Source organism: Nocardioides sp. LS1 (assembly GCF_003865225.1).
Lineage (GTDB): Bacteria > Actinomycetota > Actinomycetes > Propionibacteriales > Nocardioidaceae > Nocardioides > Nocardioides ginsengisegetis.
Map to the genome: position 1 here is coordinate 1598603 of NZ_BIFF01000002.1, position 17778 is coordinate 1616380.

General features: G+C 71.2%; 17 protein-coding genes. 8 read left to right on the forward strand and 9 right to left on the reverse strand.

The window, feature by feature from the left end:
* Positions 1–4: 4 nt before the first annotated feature.
* The gene (locus tag EJF31_RS12390; protein WP_125037330.1) at positions 5–883 is read left to right on the forward strand and encodes a sucrase ferredoxin; all 879 of its coding nucleotides are present in this window, start codon (positions 5–7) and stop codon (positions 881–883) included.
* A gap of 68 nt (positions 884–951) precedes the next feature.
* Positions 952–1470 carry a hypothetical protein gene (locus EJF31_RS12395; protein ID WP_125037331.1) on the forward strand — a complete coding sequence of 173 codons (519 nt, stop codon included), beginning with the start codon at positions 952–954 and terminating at the stop codon, positions 1468–1470.
* Here EJF31_RS12395 and EJF31_RS12400 read toward each other — a convergent pair.
* Positions 1444–1821, reverse strand: coding sequence for a response regulator (locus EJF31_RS12400; protein WP_125037772.1), 378 nt, complete (start codon positions 1819–1821; stop codon positions 1444–1446). The genes EJF31_RS12395 and EJF31_RS12400 overlap by 27 nt on opposite strands.
* A gap of 33 nt (positions 1822–1854) precedes the next feature.
* Entirely contained in the window at positions 1855–3996 is a 2142-nt protein-coding gene (locus EJF31_RS12405; protein ID WP_125037332.1) for a cell wall metabolism sensor histidine kinase WalK, read from the reverse strand.
* An 86-nt stretch (positions 3997–4082) separates the two neighbouring features.
* On the opposite strand from EJF31_RS12405, the gene EJF31_RS12410 reads away from it, so the two are divergent.
* Positions 4083–5465, forward strand: a complete 1383-nt coding sequence (locus EJF31_RS12410) for a cytochrome P450 (protein ID WP_125037333.1) — start codon at positions 4083–4085, stop codon at positions 5463–5465.
* A 49-nt stretch (positions 5466–5514) separates the two neighbouring features.
* The gene (locus EJF31_RS12415; RefSeq protein ID WP_260430806.1) at positions 5515–6813 is read left to right on the forward strand and encodes an MFS transporter; all 1299 of its coding nucleotides are present in this window, start codon (positions 5515–5517) and stop codon (positions 6811–6813) included.
* A gap of 76 nt (positions 6814–6889) precedes the next feature.
* Here EJF31_RS12415 and EJF31_RS12420 read toward each other — a convergent pair whose 3' ends face one another.
* The 6 genes from EJF31_RS12420 to EJF31_RS12445 form a co-directional block, all read right to left on the reverse strand.
* A complete protein-coding gene (locus EJF31_RS12420) occupies positions 6890–7771 on the reverse strand; it encodes a hypothetical protein (RefSeq protein WP_125037334.1) in 882 nt (293 codons plus the stop codon).
* A gap of 79 nt (positions 7772–7850) precedes the next feature.
* Positions 7851–8732, reverse strand: a complete 882-nt coding sequence (locus EJF31_RS12425; protein WP_125037335.1) for a hypothetical protein — start codon at positions 8730–8732, stop codon at positions 7851–7853.
* A gap of 133 nt (positions 8733–8865) precedes the next feature.
* Positions 8866–10005 carry a sulfotransferase gene (locus EJF31_RS12430; protein ID WP_125037336.1) on the reverse strand — a complete coding sequence of 380 codons (1140 nt, stop codon included), beginning with the start codon at positions 10003–10005 and terminating at the stop codon, positions 8866–8868.
* Positions 10002–10823, reverse strand: coding sequence for an SDR family oxidoreductase (locus tag EJF31_RS12435; RefSeq protein WP_260430807.1), 822 nt, complete (start codon positions 10821–10823; stop codon positions 10002–10004). The genes EJF31_RS12430 and EJF31_RS12435 overlap by 4 nt, the downstream gene beginning before the upstream one ends.
* Positions 10820–11962: a hypothetical protein gene (locus EJF31_RS12440; RefSeq protein WP_125037337.1), complete on the reverse strand. Its 1143-nt coding sequence runs from the start codon at positions 11960–11962 to the stop codon at positions 10820–10822. The genes EJF31_RS12435 and EJF31_RS12440 overlap by 4 nt, the downstream gene beginning before the upstream one ends.
* On the reverse strand, positions 11959–12837 hold the full coding sequence (locus tag EJF31_RS12445) for a TIGR03619 family F420-dependent LLM class oxidoreductase (RefSeq protein ID WP_125037338.1): 879 nt from the start codon (positions 12835–12837) through the stop codon (positions 11959–11961). Before EJF31_RS12445 ends, EJF31_RS12440 begins: the two co-directional genes overlap by 4 nt.
* An 88-nt stretch (positions 12838–12925) precedes the next feature.
* On the opposite strand from EJF31_RS12445, the gene EJF31_RS12450 reads away from it, so the two are divergent.
* Positions 12926–13363 (forward strand): nuclear transport factor 2 family protein, encoded by a 438-nt coding sequence (locus EJF31_RS12450; RefSeq protein ID WP_125037339.1) that lies wholly within the window; start codon positions 12926–12928, stop codon positions 13361–13363.
* Positions 13364–13433: 70 nt separating this feature from the next.
* Complete coding sequence (locus tag EJF31_RS12455) at positions 13434–14018, forward strand: hypothetical protein (protein ID WP_125037340.1); 585 nt, start codon at positions 13434–13436, stop codon at positions 14016–14018.
* Positions 14019–14127: 109 nt separating this feature from the next.
* Here EJF31_RS12455 and EJF31_RS12460 read toward each other — a convergent pair whose 3' ends face one another.
* Positions 14128–14973 carry an aldo/keto reductase gene (locus tag EJF31_RS12460; RefSeq protein ID WP_125037341.1) on the reverse strand — a complete coding sequence of 282 codons (846 nt, stop codon included), beginning with the start codon at positions 14971–14973 and terminating at the stop codon, positions 14128–14130.
* 257 nt (positions 14974–15230) lie between these two features.
* Between EJF31_RS12460 and dnaK the strand changes: the two genes are divergently transcribed.
* Both dnaK and grpE read left to right on the forward strand, forming a co-directional pair.
* Positions 15231–17087, forward strand: a complete 1857-nt coding sequence (gene dnaK / locus EJF31_RS12465; RefSeq protein WP_125037342.1) for a molecular chaperone DnaK — start codon at positions 15231–15233, stop codon at positions 17085–17087.
* A gap of 38 nt (positions 17088–17125) precedes the next feature.
* Positions 17126–17764 carry a nucleotide exchange factor GrpE gene (gene grpE, locus EJF31_RS12470; RefSeq protein WP_260430808.1) on the forward strand — a complete coding sequence of 213 codons (639 nt, stop codon included), beginning with the start codon at positions 17126–17128 and terminating at the stop codon, positions 17762–17764.
* Positions 17765–17778 lie beyond the last annotated feature (14 nt).

Sequence of the window (17778 nt, forward strand, 5' to 3'; positions counted from 1 at the left end):
CCGGGTGACCCCCGAGACCTTCCGCTGCTCGGCCGCCAGCGCCCTCGACGCGGAGCCGATGGCCGGCACGGCGCCGGAGGACACGGCCTGGCTCCTCGTCGAGTACGCCGGCTCCTGGGGCCGCAACGCCGTGGCCGACAGCCGTCTCCCCGACGGCGTCCGCGAGGTCCTCGAGGGGGCCGACGGTGTCCGGGTCCAGCTGATCCGCCGGCACGGCGGCTGGGCCGGACCGGGGGTGCACGTCTTCGCCGCCCGGCTCGGCGCGACCGGGCGCGTGTGGGGCACCGTCCTCGAGCGGGTGGACCAGGTCGCCGACCTCGACCTGCGCGCGCTGGCGCTGGGCGGGGAGCCCGGCCTGCCGGCCCACGAGGGGCCACTCTGGCTGGTGTGCACCAATGGCCGCCGGGACCGCTGCTGCGCCGAGATCGGCCGCCCGGTCGCGGCCGCCCTGGCCGAGCGCTGGCCCGCCTCGACCTGGGAGACGACCCACCTCGGCGGCCACCGGTTCTCCGGCACCCTCCTGGCGCTGCCCAGCGGGGTGACCCTCGGCCGCCTCGACCCGGACACGGCCGTCGAGGCCTGCGCCGAGATCGCCGCGGGTGGCTTCCCCACGGCCAACGCACGCGGACGAGCCGGACTGCCCGCGGCGGCGCAGGTCGCCGAGCTCCACGTCCGGACCGCACTCGGCCTCGAGGGTCTCCACGACCTCGGCGACGTGTCGGTCGGACCCGGCATCGAGGACACCGTCTCCCTCACGCTGGCGGGCGTGGACCACCGCCTCACGGTCGCCTCCACGCCCGGCGAGCCGCGCCGGCAGAGCTGCGCCGACCTGAAGCTCAAGGGCACCCGCGTGCACACCGTCACCGGGTGGGACCGACCCTGACCGACCTGTCCAGTCAGGTGGTGGGCATCACCGTGTGGACGAGTCCGCCCGCGGGTACATGTCCGTCCGTGATCGACCCCGCGACCACGACCCCCCTGGAGTCCAACACCAGCGGCGACGGCTGGCACCTGCCCACCCGCCGCTGGTCAGTGCGCCGCCTGACCCCGCGCCTCTACGACGACGGGCAGGGCGCCGGCCTCCTCCTCCCCGTCTCGGGCGTGCGCGCCGGATCCGGCCGAGGGATCCTGCTGCGCCCCGACGGGGTGGTCATGCGGACCAGCGACGTCCCGGTCCACCTCACCTGGCAGCACGTCTTCGACTTCCGCCCGCACTGGAGCCGCGGTGTGCGCCGGTTCCCGACCGGGCGGGACGTCGTGCACAACTGGCTCACCGTCGACCTCGGTGGCAGTCACGACGATTCCCCCCGGGTCGACGCGACCAGCCTGGCCCTGGACCCGTGGCTCGCGCTCCGGGTGCTGCGCCACTACCTCGACCACCCGCCACGGCGCGTCGAGCTCGCGACCGAGGCGGCCCTCACCCGGGTCGCGACGCTGGGCGGCTCAGTCCGTCCAGCCGAGCAGGCCTGAGACCTCCCGGCACAACCCCATCGGGTCGAAGGGCTTGGGGATCACCCCGGCCACCGCCAGGTCGTCCCACATCCGGTGGTCGCCGACCTGCACCTTGGCGGTCAGGAAGATCACCGGGATCTGGCTGGTGGTCGCGCCGTCGCGCAGGTGACGGAAGGTCGTGGGCCCGTCCATCTCCGGCATCATCACGTCGAGCAGGACGGCGTCGGGCTGGTGCCGGTCGGCCAGCACGAGCGCCTCGGCGCCCCCGGACGCGGCGATCACCCGCCAGCCGCCGACGACCTCGAGGGCCAGCTGCGTGATCTCCCGGATCGAGTCGTCGTCGTCCACCACCAGCACCGTGCGCACCATCACCGAGCCTCCCCCGAGAGTGTCGGCGCCATGCTAGGCCGTCGGTCGGGAGGACTGTCGCGCCACGGCCCCGGGTTCGGCCCCCGGTCGTCGGGGCGAGGGGAGCGTGAACGTCAGGACGGCGCCGCGGCCGGGGGCGTTCGCAGCCCAGATCCGCCCGCCGTGCCCCTCCACGATGCCGCGGCTGATCGCGAGCCCCAGCCCGGTGCCGCCCTTCTGGCGGGCGTCGGAGGAGTCGACCTGCTCGAAGGGCTCGAAGATGCTCTCCAGCTTCTCGGCCGGGATCCCGCGTCCCTGGTCGCGGACGGTGAAGACGACCTCGCTGCCCTGCTCCCGCGCCTCGAGGTGGACGACGCCGCCCGCCTCGGAGTAGGTGATGGCGTTGCCGAGCAGGTTGGTGAGGGTCTGAATGATCCGGTCCTCGTCGGCGAGCACCCGCCCGCTCGTGTCGCCGACCTCGATCCGGACCCGCATCTGGGTGGCCAGCCCCTCGATCTGGTGCGCGGCCGTCGCGACGAGGTCGGCGGCCTCGAGGACGGTCACGGCCATCGGGCGCGTCCCGGACTCGATGCGCTCGATGTCGAGCAGGTCGTTGATCAGGCGGGTGAGCCGCTCGCTGCTCTGCAGGGCGATGGTGACCAGCGGTCCGGCCCGCTCCGGGAGCTCGCCCAGGCTTCCGCCGGCGAGCAGCCCGAGGGAGCCCCGGATCGAGGTCAGCGGGGTGCGCAGCTCGTGGCTGACCACCGAGAGGAACTCGTTCTTCATCCGCTCGACCTCGCGGCGCTGGGTGACGTCCCGGAAGACGACGACGGCTCCCCGCACGGTGTCGTCGTCCAGCAGCGGCGAGGCGGTGATCTCGACCGCGAAGGTCTGGCCGTCGGCGCGGAGGTAGACGTCCTCCTCGGGCTGCGCGACGGTCCCGCTGCGGATCGCCTGGCTGATGTAGCAGCCGTCGGAGGGGTACGGCGTGCCGTCGACCGCCGGCGCGTGGAAGTGGTCGTGGGCGACCTTGCCGAGGAGGTCGTCGGGCGAGTAGCCCAGGAGCGCCGCGCCGGCCGGGTTGACGAAGGTGACGCGGCCGGCGGGGTCGACGCCGTAGATGCCGTCGCCCACCGAGGTCAGCAGCACCTCGTTCTGCCGGGCCAGGCGCCGCAGGTCGGCGGTCTGCGCGCGCACGCGACGCTCGAGGTCGACACGGAGGGCGGCGTTGTCGGCGGCGAGGAGGGTCTGTCGGGCGGCGGCCGCCAGGAAGAGGGCGACCCAGAGCACGGCCTCCGTCGCGCGCAGGTGGTCCCCCCGGACCGAGACCTGGATGACGCCCGCGATGAACAGCACGGCGAAGACCAGCACGGTCGCCCGGGCGTCCGAGCCGGGTCCGTTGACCCCGGGTGAGGCGGCGTCGGTGTGCTCGCTGGGGTACCAGGCGGCGAGCGAGATGATGAGGTAGCCGCCGATCCACAGCAGGTCGACGTAGCCACCGAACTCGAAGGTGCCCTTCGCCGCGAGCACGGCGAACGTCAGGTCGGCGACGGTGTAGAGGAGGAACCCAGCGGCGACCATCGCCAGGGCTGAGCGGTCCGCTCCCCGCGTGCGGAGGACCAGCAGCATGGCCACCGTGGCCAGCACGATGTCGAGGACCGGGAACAGCAGGTCGCTCCAGCGCTCGGACGGCGAGCTGGCGGTCGCCTCCAGGAGCTCGGAGTAGACGAGCACCGAGCAGATGACCAGCACCGCGCCCGCGGCGATCGCGCCGTCCAGGAACATGACGAGTGCGTCGGCGCCGCGGCGGCGGACGCTGGGGAACATCAGCAGTCCGGCGATCGAGAGGGCCAGGGCCAGGGCGATCCCGCCGTTGCTCACGGCGCTCGGCGAGGTCACCACGTCGGCACCCACGACGGTCGCCCACAGGTTGGCCGCCACCGCCGTGCATCCGGCCGACATCAGGAGGAGCCAGGAACGACGGCGACGTCCGGTCGTCTGCGCGGCCCGGGCGCCGCAGCTGACGGCTCCCAGCACTCCAGCCAGCAGGAGGCCGGCCCCGCTGGCGGCCTGACGGGTGGCCAGCGAGAAGCCCGGCTGGAGCAGGAAGGCGAAGAGGGCCAGCAGGGCCAGGGCGCTCGGGGCGGCGACGGCGAACCGGCGCCGCTGCGTGGCAAGCGTGGCGGGGCTGCCCATGCGGGGACGCTAGCAGCGGACGCGGCTCGCGGTGGGCACTTCGGGACGGGTGACGCCGCCACTTGACGTACTCGTAGTATGTGACGGTGACCACGGTCGAGCGCGACGTCCATGACCTCACCGAGCAGCGCTTCACCCGGATGCGCCCGTTCGGGGGTGACGCGCCGCCGCCGATCGACACGAGCGGGCTGCCGCCGGGCCCCCGCTGGCCGGTCCTCCTGCAGAGCGCGGGGCTGCTGCGCTTCCGGCACCGCTTCGTGCCCTACCTCCACCGCAGGTACGGCGACGTCTTCACCGTGCGGATCATCCCCGGCGGTCGGCCGCTGGTCCTGTTCACGCGGCCCGAGCACGCCAAGGAGATCTTCGCGGGCGACCCGGAGGTGTTCCACGCCGGCAAGGGCAACGCGATCCTGGGTCCGATCATGGGGGAGCACTCGCTGCTCCTGCAGGACTCCGGTGAGCACAAGCGGGCGCGCAAGCTGCTGATGCCGGCCTTCAACGGCCATGCCCTGCGCGGCTACGAGGCCCTCGTGACCGAGGTCGCCGCCGCCGAGGCCGCCCACTGGACGTCGGGCGCCGAGCTCCGGGCTCTGGACCGGATGAACGCCGTCACCCTCGAGGTGATCCTCCGGGTCGTCTTCGGGGTCACCGACGAGGCCCGGCTCGCCGAGCTGCGCCCCCGGGTCAACAAGACCGTCGACATCAGCCCCGCGATCCTGCTCGGCTGGGGCTACCCCGCCCTGCAGAAGTTCGGTCCGTGGAAGAAGACCGTCGAGAACCAGCACGAGCTCGACCAGCTGATCTACCGCGAGATCCGCGAGCGCCGCGCGGCTCCCGACCTGGCCGAGCGCACCGACGTCCTCTCGCGGCTGATCCTGACCGAGGACGGTGGCGACGCGCTCACCGACACCGAGCTGCGCGACCAGCTGGTGACCCTGCTGCTCGCCGGCCACGAGACCACCGCGACCGCGCTCGCCTGGGCGCTCCACGAGATCGGCCGCTCGCCGGAGCAGCTCGCCCGGGCCCGCACCGCCGCGCTCGAGGGGGACGACGCCTGGCTCGACGCGGTGATGAAGGAGTCCATGCGGCGGCACCCCGTCATCCCGATGGTCGTGCGGACCCTCATGAAGCCCGCGACCGTCGGCGGCATCGACCTGCCGGCCGGCACCACGATCGGACCCTCCATCCTCGTCGCCCACAGCCGCCCGGAGAACCATCCCGACCCGGACCGGTTCGACCCCGAGCGCTTCCTGGGCCACAACCCGCCGACCAACACCTGGATCCCGTTCGGCGGCGGCGTACGCCGCTGCATCGGCGCCGGCTTCTCGCTCATGGAGGGCGTCGCCGTGCTTCGCGAGGTGCTGCGCGCCTGGGACGTGACCGCGGTCGGCGAGGACGAGCCGAAGGTCCGCAACATCACCAGCGTCCCGAGGAACGGGGCGCGGATCCGGGTGACCGCTCGCGCCTGACCAGGAATTCGCGTGCACCCGGTGGCCCCGGGTGCCACGCTTGCTGGTCGTGACCTGGCGTGACCGCTTCCGCGCGATGCGGATGGACGTGACCCCCCTGCGGGAGTCGCGCGACTTCCGGCTCCTCTTCCTGGCCGGCACGGTCTTCTACCTCGGCGGCATGGTCACCTACGTCGCGATCCCCTACCAGATCTACACGCTCACCGGCTCCAACTTCGCGGTCGGTGCGATCGGCCTGGTCGAGCTGGTGCCGCTCGTCGTCTTCGGCCTGTACGGCGGTGCGCTGGCCGACCACGTCGACCGCCGCAGGCTGCTGATCTGGACGGGGGTCGCCCAGGCCGGGTTCACCGTGGTGCTGGCCGTCAACGCGTTCGGCGACGACCCCCACGTGCCGCTCATCTTCGTCGTGGCCGGCCTGCTGGCCTCGAGCTCGGCCATGCAGCGGCCCTCCCGCGAGGCGCTCATGCCGCGCACGGTCCGCCACGACCAGATCACCGCCGCCAACAACCTGACCAGCCTCGGCATGCAGATCGGCGTGCTGGTCGGGCCGGCGATCGGCGGCCTGCTGGTGGCCTACGTCGGCATCGGCTGGTGCTACACCGTCGACATCGCGGGCCTCGGCGTCGCGACGCTGATGTTCTTCCTGATGCGGCCCTACCCGCACCGCGCCGAGACCACGCCACCCAGCCTGGCCGGCATCCGCGACGGCCTGCGCTACGCCCTCGGCCGCCGCGACCTGCTCGGCACCTACCTCGTCGACATCGCGGCCATGCTGCTCGCCCTGCCGGTGGTGCTCTTCCCGGCCCTGGCCAAGGAGGTCTTCGCGCGTCCCGAGCTCCTCGGCCTGCTCTACTCCGCCGAGACCGTCGGCGCGCTCGTGGCGACCGCCCTCAGCGGCTGGACCACCCGGGTGCACCTCCACGGCCGGGCGATCGTGATCGCCGCGGCGGCGTACGGCGCCTGTGTCGGGCTGGCGGGCCTGATGCCGAGCATCTGGCTGGTGATGCTGTTCCTGGCGTTGTCCGGTGCGGCCGACATGGTCTCGGCGACGTTCCGCGGCACGGTGTGGAACCAGACGATCCCCGAGACGATGCGGGGCCGGCTTGCCGGCATCGAGATGCTGTCCTACTCCATCGGCCCGCTGGGCGGGCAGGTCCGGGCCGGCGCGGTGGCCGACCTGTGGAGCGTCCGCGGCTCGATCGCCAGCGGTGGTTTCGCCTGCATCGCAGGCGTCGGCCTCACGGCCCTCGCGCTGCGCGACTTCTGGACGTACGACGCCCGCACCGACGAGCACGCGGTCGCGGAGCGGGCGTTCCGGGCACTGGCCGGCGAGCAGCCCGGCGCCTGACGCGGAACAGCCCCGCCCCACGAGGGGGCGGGGCCGTCCGGCGGTTGTTCAGGTACTGCCTGTCACTTGGTGCCGGTCACTTCAGGTGCGCCAACCTCCACATCCCCATCGCGGCGTGCGGCATGCCGTTCTCGTCGCTCGGCCAGAAGCACATCGTGAAGTACTTGCCGCGCGGCACGTCGTAGCTCCAGGCCACCGTGTGGCCGGCGCCGATCACGAGCGTGCCGCCATGGCCGGGCAGCGCCCACGACGGGTCGCCGTTGGCGCCGCTGGCGAAGTAGTGGCGCACCTTCGCGGCCGTCGTGGACTCCTTGACCTGCGCCAGCTCGACGAAGTGCGGCTCGTCGGTCTTGTTGGTCGAGCGCATCCAGCCCGAGTGGTGCATCCGCTTCGGCTCGCTGAACTGGTGCTCGCCGACCATGTTGATCGGCCCGTGCGAGACCGGCATCCAGCGCTGCTGGACCTTCCCGGTCACCCGCAGGGTCCGCCAGGTGCCCTTGTCGAGATTGACCAGGAAGTACTGGCCGGCGTCGAGGCGGGTCGCGAACGACGGGGCCTCGCCCTTCTCGACGAAGGTGCCGCCGTAGAACTCCACGTTGCGGTCGACGCGCCGGATCTTCCTGAGGTTCCCGTTGAAGATGCCGCCGAAGTCGCCCTGGAGCTCCTTGAGGGAGTAGCCGTCGTGCAGGCGCAGCAGCTCGACGCTGCCGCTTCCGGCAGACCTGATGTCGAAGATGGTCGCGCCCGGGCGGAAGCCGCTCAGGCTGCGGCGGATGGACCCGTCCTCCGCGACAGTGATCGTGACCCGGACGGGCGGGGCCTGGGTGGCGCCGGCGGGGCGCTGGATGGTGGGAGCGCCGGCCGGCGTGGCCGCGGCGCCCGTCGGGGCCAGCATGACGCCGGCCAGGGCGGTGGAGGCGAGAGTCGCCACCGCCACGAAGCGTGAGAGCAGGTGCATGGGTTTCCTCCGTTTCGGGGTTCCGAGCGAGCTTGAGCCCGCGTGAGCATCCGGCCGCGGGCCTGATGGTCGACGCTGTTCACCGGAGCCGGGTGAGGTGCCACATCCCCATGAGCGCATGCGGCATGCCGGTCTCGTCATCGGGCCAGAAGCAGTCCAGGACGTACTTGCCGCGCGGCAGGTCGTAGCTCCACGCGACGGTGTGACCAGGACCGATCACGAGCGTGCCGCCACTGACGCCCAGGCCCCAGCTCGGGTGTCCCTTGGCGCCCCCCTCGAAGAACTTCTTGACCTGCTGGGGGGTGGTTGACCACTTCACGAGGTTCATGTCGACGAAGTGCGGCTCGTCGCTCTTGTTGGTCGTCCGCATCCACCCCGAGTGGGCCATGCGTCGTGGGGTGTCGAAGCGGTTGGGCGACACGATGTTCGTCGGGCCGTGTGAGACGGGCATCCAGCGCTGCTGGACCTTGCCCGTGACCCGCATCGTGCGCCAGGTGCCCCGGTCGAGGTTGACCAGGTAGTACAGGCCGGCGTCGAGATGGGTCGCGAACGATGCCCGGGTGTGCCGGGTGACCGAAGAGCCGCCGTAGAACTCCACGTTGCGGTCGATCCGGCGGATCGCCTTGAGGTCCCCGCTGAACAGGCCGCCGAAGTCCTTCTGGATCTCCTTGAGCGAGTAGCCGTCGTGGAGGCGGATCACCTCGAGAGTCCCGGTGCCGCCGTCGCTGACCATGTCGAAGATGGTGCTGCCGGGCCGGAAGCCGGTCATCGAACGCCGGACGCCGTCCTTCGTGATCCGGACGGTGACCCTCACCGGCGGCGCCTGGGCGCTGCCCGCCGGACGGTGGATGGCAGGAGCGCCGGCCGGCGTGGCCGCGGTGCCCGTCGGGGCCAGCATGACGCCGGCCAGGGCGGTGGAGGCGAGAGTCGCCACCGCCACGAAGCGTGAGAGCAGGTGCATGGGTTTCCTCCGTTTCGGGGTTCCGAGCGAGCCCCAAGGGAGTGAATGCCCGGCGCCGTCGCGACCGTGGCCGAATGCCGCGAAATGACCCAGCCGGGCCCGCCCGAACGGGGGTGCGGGCCCGGGGTCGCGATCACCCGAAGGCAGCGCGTACGTCGCCCTCGGTGAGGCCGTAGTCGGCCAGGTCGTAGTGGTGCGCGGGCCGGCGCCCGCCGCGCCGCGACTCGGCGTCGATCTGCTCGACCGCGGCGGCCGCGGCCGGCGTCCAGTCCAGCCCGAAGGCGTCGTAGATCCCCCGGGTGGTGCCCACCGGGTCCTGGACGAACGCCGCGTAGTCCACGTCGACGAACTGCGCCGGGTCGTGGTGCGTGCGGGCCTCTTCGAAGGAGCGCCACGAGCGGGCCAGCATGGCGAGCTGGGTCCGGCCGATCGTCGCGCCGACGAAGGTCGTGGAGTGCCCGTCGGTGGCCTCGGCCGACAGTGAGCAGGCCGAGGCGATCGAGGTGACCGGGTCGCGGTGGGTGTGCACCACCAGCGCGTCGGGGTAGACCGCCATGAGGGCGTCGAGGGCGGCCAGGTGGGAGGGGTTCTTCAGGACCCAGCGCTTCTCCGGGTCGTGGAGCCCGATCAGCTGGAGGTTGGCACGATGGCGGGCGTAGGCGTCGGTCCAGTCCTGCTCCGCCAGCCAGGCCGAGTAGCGCGGCACGTGGGCCAGCGACTCGTAGCTGATCGACTTGCCGGTCTGGCGCAGCAGCCGCCAGCACTCCTCCACGGACGTGGCGTCCATGTAGTGGATCCCCATGAACTCGGGGTTCTCGACGTGGTGCTCGCTGAACGCCGCCTGCATGGCGGTGAAGACCGGGTCCTGCTCCCAGGTCTCGCGCGGCGGCCGGGGCTGGGGGAACTCCGTGAGCCACAGCTCCAGGCCCTGGTGGGCCGGGTCGGCGTTGAGGAGCCGGTGCAGCGCGGTCGTGCCGGTGCGGGGCAGGCCGACCACGAAGATCGGCCTCTCGATCGGCACGTCGGCGTGCTCGGGGTGCTCGCCGAACCGGAGCTGGGTGAGCAGCCTCCCCACGAGCGCGCTCTTGACCTGGCCGCGCTGGAAGTAGTTGCCCACGCCCGTCAGCCCGGCCTCCGGTGAGTTGAGGTCCTCGACGAGGATCCGCAGCCCCTCCTCGTGCGCGGTGCCGCCAAAGTCCTCGAGCCCCGTGGTGCGCACGGCCGCGGCCGCGATGTCGTCGTAGGAGCCGACGTCGTCCCGGACCCGGCTCATCGCGAGTGGAACTCCCCGCAGTCGACGGTCAGCACCTGCCCCGTCACCGCGCTCGCGAGGTCGCTGGCGAGGAAGAGCGTCGCCCGCGCGACCTCGTCGGGCGTGGCCAGCCGCTTCAGGTCCGTGGGGTCGGCCTTCTGCCGGTAGATCTCCTCGTGGGTGACGCCCTGCTCGGTGGCCAGCCAGTCGAAGTAGGCCTTGTTGACGTCCTCGTAGATGTAGGACGGCGCCACGCTGTTGACCCGGATGCCGCGCGGGCCGAGCTCGGTCGCCAGCGACGAGGACAGGTGCGCCAGCGCCCCCTTGCTCAGCTTGTAGCCGGCGTACTCCGGCTGCGAGGAGTACATGACGCAGGAGTTCAGCATGATGACCGACCCCTGCGACTCCGCCAGGGCGTCGGCGAAGAGCGCCGAGAGCCGCAGCGGGGCGAAGACGTTGGTCTCGTTGGCCGAACGCAGGCCGTCGAGGTCGAGCGTGGTGAGCGGGTCCATGGGCGGGATCCCGAAGGCGTTGTTGATCAGGCAGTCGACGCGGCCGAACTCGTCCAGCGCGGCCCGCACCAGCGCGGCCCGCTGGTCCTCGTCGGTGATGTCGGTCGGTACGACGAGGGCGCGGCGGCCGTGTGAGCGCACCACGTCGGCCATCTTCTGCAGGCGACGCTCGGTGCGGCTGACCAGGACCAGGTCGGCCCCCATCCTCGCGGCCTCCTCGCCGAGAGCGCGGCCCAGCCCGGGGCCGACACCGGACAGCACGACGACCTTGTCCTCGAGCAGCTGCGGTGATCGAGCAGGGCGCGCAGCGCCCGTGTCGAGATTCACGAGATCATCCTTCGGGCGATGCCGACCTGGCGGTCGGCGATGCGGGCGGCTTGGTCGGACGGAGTGATCGAGGCCTCGGCGTGGAACGGCAGGCGGGACGGCAGGTCGGCGACCGGCACGACCTCGACGTTGGGTCCGTCGGTCTCCGCGAGCGGTTCGGAGAGCCGCTGCCAGCGCAGCATCATCACGCCGCGCGGGTGGCCGGTGGTCTCCAGCCAGTTGGCCAGCCCCGGGTCGCGCTCGGTGACGACGTACCGGAGCATCCCGTCGAGGTCGACGCGCGACTGGGCGCGGGTGAGCGAGGTCTGGTGGTGCTCGTAGTCGGTCGAGATGTACCAGGCCGAGCCGATCTGGATGGCCTGGTAGGCACAGGCGGCCACCGGGACCGTCACGATCATCGCCTCGTCGTCGGCCAGCGCGTAGTGGCCGATCGAGGAGAGCTGCGAGGCCAGGCCGCCGGGGGTCGAGGCGGGCGCGGTCAGGGTGTTGACCGGCTCCTGGTAGGTGAACCACTCCGGGAAGGCGAACCACGTCCGGATCCGGCCGGTGAGCATCTTCGCCGCGACGCCGAAGCGCTTCTCGACCCGCTCGGGGGTCAGCGGACCGCGTGGCTGCCCGGCCGTGTCGAGCCGCTGGATCCGCAGGGTGCCGCGCTCCTCGGCGTTCCAGTCGTCGTAGACCTCGCGGACGATCAGCGTGCTGCCCCGCGACAGGCCGAGCTCAGGACCGAAGCGCCACTCGAACGTGCCGTCCGCGGCCACGTCGAGCTCGCGGTCGTCGAAGGCCACGACGGTGTTCGGCGCCCCCGCGTCGGAGTAGGTGCCGTCCATGACCTGGAACGACAGGTCGGCGGTGGAGCCGCGCCGGCCGGAGACGACGTACGACGCCCCGTCGGTGAGGTGGGCGTTGAAGTAGATCGCGTCGGGGTTGTCAAGGCCCTGCCGGGCGTACTGGTGCGTCGGGTTGATCAGCACGGGGTGCTCGAGGTCGTAGTCGAAGGCCATCTGCAGCGACGACCGGATCGACCCCGCGAGGTAGTCGAGACCCTCCGCGAGGTCCTGCTCGGAGATCTCGAACGGCGGGTTGCGGATCAGCTCCTCGGCCTCGGCGACCGCCTTCTGGAAGGCTTCCGTGGTCACGCGCCGACCTTGGCGATGACGTTCTCGGCATAGCGCTCGAGGTGCTCGATCTTCTTCTCCAGGGGCTCGGTGTCGGGGCCCTTGATGTAGGGGACGCGGAAGCCGACGATGCAGTCGGTGACGCCCTTGTCCTCGAGCCGCTTGATCCCGTCGGGGTCGTAGGCGTCGTAGGAGATGACGTGCACCTCGAAGTCGTCGCGCTCGTCGCCCTCCGCCTTGCGGATCTCCGCCAGCCGGGCCAGCAGCCGGTCGAGCTCCTCGCCGTCACCGCCGGCGTGCATCCAGCCGTCGCCCTTCACGACGGCGCGGCGCAGGGCCGCGTCGGCGTGGCCGCCGACCAGCAGCGGGATCCGCTCGGTCGGGGCCGGGCACTGCTTGAGCGGCGGGAAGTCGTAGAAGTCGCCCCGGTAGCCGAAGAACTCGCCGCTCGTCAGCCCGCGCAGGACGTCCATGCACTCGTCCATCCGCTTGCCGCGGCGCTCCCACGGCACGCCGAGGGCCTCGAAGTCCTCGGGCCAGGGGGACAGGCCGACGCCGAGACCGAGACGGTTGCCGGACAGGTGCGCGAGCGAGGACGCCTGCTTGGCCACCAGCACGGGCGGGCGCACGGGCAGCTTGAGGACGAACGGCGTGAGGCGCAGGGTGCTGGTCAGCGCGAACAGGTGCGCGCAGAGCACCATCGTCTCGATGAACTCCTTGTCCTCGAGGAACTCCCGGTCGCCGGTGTCGGTGTAGGGGTAGGTCGAGTCCGACTCCTCGGGGTAGATCAGGCTGTCGGCCACCGTCATGCTCGTGTAGCCCGCGGCCTCGGCGGCCTGGGCGAGCGGCCCGTAGAACGACGCCCGGGTCATCGCCTCGGCGTAGGTGAATCGCATCGCTCTCGCTCCTTCGGTTCCTGAGGAGGTCGCGCAGCGACCGTCTCGAAGGATAGAACGTGTTCCAGTTTTCTGGAAGGGTGGTCGCATGGACGTCCAGCAGCTCTCCGACCGGCTCGAGATCGCCGACGTGCTCACGCGCTACACCCGGGCGATCGACACCGGTGACTGGGACCGCCTCGACACGGTGTTCACGCCGGACGCGCAGATCGACTACACCCAGTCCGGCGGCATCGAGGGCGGCTACGGCACGGTCAAGCCCTGGCTGGCCGAGCACCTGCCGATCTTCCCGCGGCGGATGCACACGCTGGGGCAGGTCGAGGTCCGGTACGACGGAGCCGCTGCGGGTGGCGACGTGGCCGACGTGGCGGCGTACTTCCACAACCCGATGATGATGCCGACCGGCGACGGGGCGGAGGTGCTGATCGAGTTCGGCGGGATCTACCACCACCGGATGGTCCGCACCGCCGACGGCTGGCGCAGCGAGCGGCTCGTGGAGGAGCTGGTGTGGAAGCGGGGCCTGTGAGGGGAGGCGTCGTGAGCATCACGCGGCACCCCGTTTGGCCGTCCCCCGCCCGTCGCACACAATGGGGGGCGTGTCCGACCACGACTCCCCGACCCGTTCCGAGCACCCGGTCGTCTCCGGCCTGCTCGCCCTCGTCGGCGTCGGCCTGGCCGTCGGCCTGTTCCTGGGCGTGACGGTCCTCATCGGCACCCACGTCCTCGGGCTGGGCGACAGCTCCGCGACGTCGGCCTCGACGGGCGGCCAGTCGATGTACCTCCCCAGGCCGGAGAAGACCCAGCGCGCCTCCGGCCCGCTCATCACCCTCGGCTCGGACGCCTCGCAGGCGCCGTCGGAGACCGCGTCGGCCCAGCCCACCGAGCAGCCCTCGAAGACCAAGGCCCCGAAGAAGCAGATCTCGCTCTCGGCCGGCCAGACGGCCGTCGCCCCCATGGAGCAGATCGACCTGACCGGCGTCTACCCCGGCGGCGAGGGCGCGATCCTGCAGGTGCAGCGCTTCACGTCCGGCTCGTGGCAGGACTTCCCGGTGACCGTCTCGGTCAGCGACGAGACGTTCTCGACCTACGTCCAGACCAGCCAGGGCGGGGTCAACCGGTTCCGCGTGGTCGACACCGACACCGGCCTGGAGTCCAACGAGATCCGGGTGACCGTCGGCTGACCGACACGGCACTCTGGGGCACTCCCCAGACGCCGAGAGGGCACTTCGCGGCAGTGTGACTGCCGGGAAGTGCCCTCTCGCTCTGCTGTGAGTGCCGGGGAGTGCCGGCTCAGCTGGGGACGTAGTCGAACACGTCCGGGTTGGGGCCGATCCGGCCGTCCTCGCCCTCGTCGAGCGCGCTGATCGCGGCGACCTCGTCGACGCTCAGGGTGAAGTCGAAGATGTCGAAGTTCTCGCGCATCCGCTCCTCGCGCATCGACTTGGGGAAGACGATGTCGCCGCGCTCGAGGTGCCAGCGGAGCGTGACCTGCGAGGGCGTCTTGCCGTGCGCCGCCGCGATCTTGCCGATCACCTCGTCGTCGAGGACCTTGCCCTGCGCGATCGGGGACCAGGCCTCGACCTCGACGCCGTGGCGGATCGAGGCGGCCCGGGCGGCCTCGTTGGTGAAGTAGGGGTGCACCTCGATCTGGTTCACCGCCGGCACGACGCCGGTCTCCTCGATGATGCGGTCCAGGTGGGCCGGCTGGAAGTTCGAGACGCCGATCGAGGTGGCGCGGCCGTCGGCCACGAACTCGGCGAGGGTGCGCCAGGTCGAGACGAAGTCGCCGTCGTAGAGCGTGGGCAGCGGCCAGTGGATGAGGAAGAGGTCCACGCGGTCCAGCCCGAGCTTGCTCAGCGACTCCTCGAAGGAGCGCCGGGCGTCGTCGGGACGGTGGAAGCCGTTGTTGAGCTTGGTGGTCACGTAGAGCTCGTCGCGGGCGATGCCGGAGGCGGCGATGGCCTCCCCGACGCCCTGCTCGTTCTGGTACATCTGCGCGGTGTCGATGTGGCGGTAGCCCACCTCGAGCGCGGTCGTCACCGTCTTCGCGGTCTCCTCCGGCGGCACCTGGAAGACCCCGAAGCCGAGCTGGGGGATGGTGGTCTGGTCGTTGAGGGTGATCGTGGAAACGGTCATGCGGGGCATGACAACCCATCGCCGCCGAGTATTCCGGTTTCCCCCCTCGGGGTCGTGATGCTCACAGTGCGCCCCGCCGCACGCTGGGCGGCGCGACCCGAAGATTTCCCCGACGGCGGGAACACCGGCGGCCGACCCTGCGTTGGACCCCATGAACAGAGTTGAGTTGATCCGACTCAACTTGTTTGCCAGACTCGTCGCCGAGGCGCAGGATGGCCCCACTGACACATCACGCTCTACCCCGGAGGTAACTCACCATGGCACGTGCGGTCGGCATCGACCTGGGCACGACGAACTCCGTCGTTGCCGTCCTCGAGGGTGGCGAACCCACCGTCATCGCAAACGCAGAAGGCGCCCGCACCACTCCGTCCGTGGTCGCGTTCGCCAAGTCCGGCGAGGTGCTCGTCGGTGAGGTCGCCAAGCGGCAGGCCGTCACCAACGTCGACCGGACCATCCGCTCGGTCAAGCGCCACATGGGCACCGACTGGAAGACCAAGATCGACGACAAGGACTTCACGCCGCAGCAGATCAGCGCGTTCGTCCTGCAGAAGCTCAAGCGCGACGCCGAGGCCTACCTCGGCGAGACCGTCACCGACGCCGTGATCACGGTGCCGGCGTACTTCTCCGACGCGCAGCGCCAGGCCACCAAGGAGGCCGGCGAGATCGCGGGCCTCAACGTCTCCCGCATCGTCAACGAGCCGACCGCGGCCGCCCTGGCCTACGGCCTCGACAAGGGCGACGACCAGACGATCCTGGTCTTCGACCTCGGTGGCGGCACGTTCGACGTGTCCCTGCTCGAGATCGGCGAGGGTGTCGTCGAGGTCAAGGCGACCTCCGGCGACAACCACCTCGGTGGTGACGACTGGGACTCCCGCGTCGTCGAGTGGATGGTCAAGAAGTTCAAGGACAACAACGGTGTCGACCTCGGCGCCGACAAGATCGCCAAGCAGCGCCTCCAGGAGGCCGCGGAGAAGGCGAAGATCGAGTTGTCCTCGTCCGCCGAGACCACGATCCACCTGCCCTACATCACCCACGGCGAGTCGGGCCCGCTCCACTTCGAGGAGAAGCTCACCCGCAGCGAGTTCCAGAAGCTCACCGCCGACCTGCTCGACCGCACCAAGGCGCCGTTCCAGAACGTCCTCAAGGACGGTGGCGTCGCCGTCGACAAGATCGACCACGTCGTGCTCGTCGGTGGCTCCACCCGTATGCCCGCCGTCAGCGAGCTCGTCAAGGAGTTGCTCGGCGGCAAGGAGCCCAACAAGGGCGTCAACCCCGACGAGGTCGTGGCCGTCGGCGCCGCGCTCCAGGCCGGCGTGCTCAAGGGCGAGGTCAAGGACGTCCTGCTCCTCGACGTCACCCCGCTGAGCCTCGGCATCGAGACCAAGGGCGGCGTCATGACCACCCTGATCGAGCGCAACACGACGATCCCGACGAAGCGCTCGGAGATCTTCACGACCGCCGACGACAACCAGCCGTCGGTGGAGATCAAGGTCGCCCAGGGCGAGCGCCAGATGTGGGCCCAGAACCAGCCCCTCGGCAACTTCGAGCTCACCGGCCTCCCGCCGGCGCCCCGCGGCATCCCGAAGATCGAGGTCACCTTCGACATCGACGCCAACGGCATCGTCCACGTGTCCGCCAAGGACCAGGGCTCCGGCAAGGAGCAGTCGATGACGATCTCCGGCGGCTCGGCGCTGGGCAAGGACGAGATCGACCGCATGGTTCGCGAGGCCGAGCAGTACGCCGAGGAGGACGCCAAGCGTCGCAGCGCCGTCGAGGCCCGCAACCAGGCCGACTCGCTGGTCTACTCGACCGAGAAGTTCCTCGAGGAGAACTCCGAGAAGATTCCGGAGGACGTCCAGACCGAGGTCAAGGCCGACGTCGAGGCGCTCAAGACCATCCTCGAGAACGCCGAGGCCTCCGCCGAGGAGATCACCGCCGGCGTGACCAAGCTCGGCGAGTCCAGCCAGAAGATGGGCGCCGCGATGTACGCCGCCGCGGAGGCCGACCAGGCCGCCGCCGGTGGGGCCACCGGTGCGACGGGCGAGGCCGACGACGACGTCGTCGACGCCGAGATCGTCGACGAAGGCCCCGCGGACGAGGGTGACGCCAAGTGACCCCTCCTCCTGACGGAGAGGCCACCGAGCAGCGAGACGTGACCACGGAGGGGGAGCCGACCCGGTCGGCTCCCCACCCGGGGTCCTTCGGCGAGGCTGCCGCCGAGATGGCCAACGAGACCGAGGTCGAGACGCCGCGCAACGGCGACTCGGCCCGCAACTCCGACATGGTCGAGGAGGGTTCTCCGATCGACGCGACGACCGACACCGACGGGCTGACCGAGCACGACGAGCTGTCCGCGGCCCGCACGGCCCTGGCCGAGCGGACCGCCGACCTGCAGCGCCTGCAGGCCGAGTACCTCAACTACAAGCGACGCGTGGACCGCGACCGCGAGCTGATCCGTGAGAACAGCACGTACGCCGCGCTCGCGCCGATCACCGAGGTGCTCGACACGATCGACCGGGCGCGTGAGCACGCCCCGCTCGAGGACGGTCTCAAGACGGTGGCCGACCAACTGGAGCGGATCGTGGCCGGCCTGGGGCTGGCCAAGTTCGGCGCGCCGGGCGATGCGTTCGACCCGACGATCCACGAGGCGTTGTCCCACATCGGTGAGGATGCCGACGTGGAGGTGACCACCTGCAAGGTGATCGCCAAGGCCGGCTACCGGATCGGCGACCGCGTGGTCCGCGCGGCCCAGGTCCTGGTGGTCGACCCGCCGAGCGGCCCGACCGCCTGAGCGGCGCATGGGCA

What these genes read in the sequence shown, in the direction of transcription:
- EJF31_RS12420 (WP_125037334.1), bottom strand. Translation starts at nt 7,771, where the DNA reads ATGCACCTGCTCTCACGCTTCGTGGCGGTGGCGACTCTCGCCTCCACC.
- dnaK (WP_125037342.1), top strand. Translation starts at nt 15,231, where the DNA reads ATGGCACGTGCGGTCGGCATCGACCTGGGCACGACGAACTCCGTCGTT.
- EJF31_RS12430 (WP_125037336.1), bottom strand. Translation starts at nt 10,005, where the DNA reads ATGAGCCGGGTCCGGGACGACGTCGGCTCCTACGACGACATCGCGGCC.
- EJF31_RS12445 (WP_125037338.1), bottom strand. Translation starts at nt 12,837, where the DNA reads ATGCGATTCACCTACGCCGAGGCGATGACCCGGGCGTCGTTCTACGGG.
- EJF31_RS12400 (WP_125037772.1), bottom strand. Translation starts at nt 1,821, where the DNA reads ATGGTGCGCACGGTGCTGGTGGTGGACGACGACGACTCGATCCGGGAG.
- EJF31_RS12460 (WP_125037341.1), bottom strand. Translation starts at nt 14,973, where the DNA reads ATGACCGTTTCCACGATCACCCTCAACGACCAGACCACCATCCCCCAG.
- EJF31_RS12425 (WP_125037335.1), bottom strand. Translation starts at nt 8,732, where the DNA reads ATGCACCTGCTCTCACGCTTCGTGGCGGTGGCGACTCTCGCCTCCACC.
- EJF31_RS12405 (WP_125037332.1), bottom strand. Translation starts at nt 3,996, where the DNA reads ATGGGCAGCCCCGCCACGCTTGCCACGCAGCGGCGCCGGTTCGCCGTC.
- EJF31_RS12450 (WP_125037339.1), top strand. Translation starts at nt 12,926, where the DNA reads ATGGACGTCCAGCAGCTCTCCGACCGGCTCGAGATCGCCGACGTGCTC.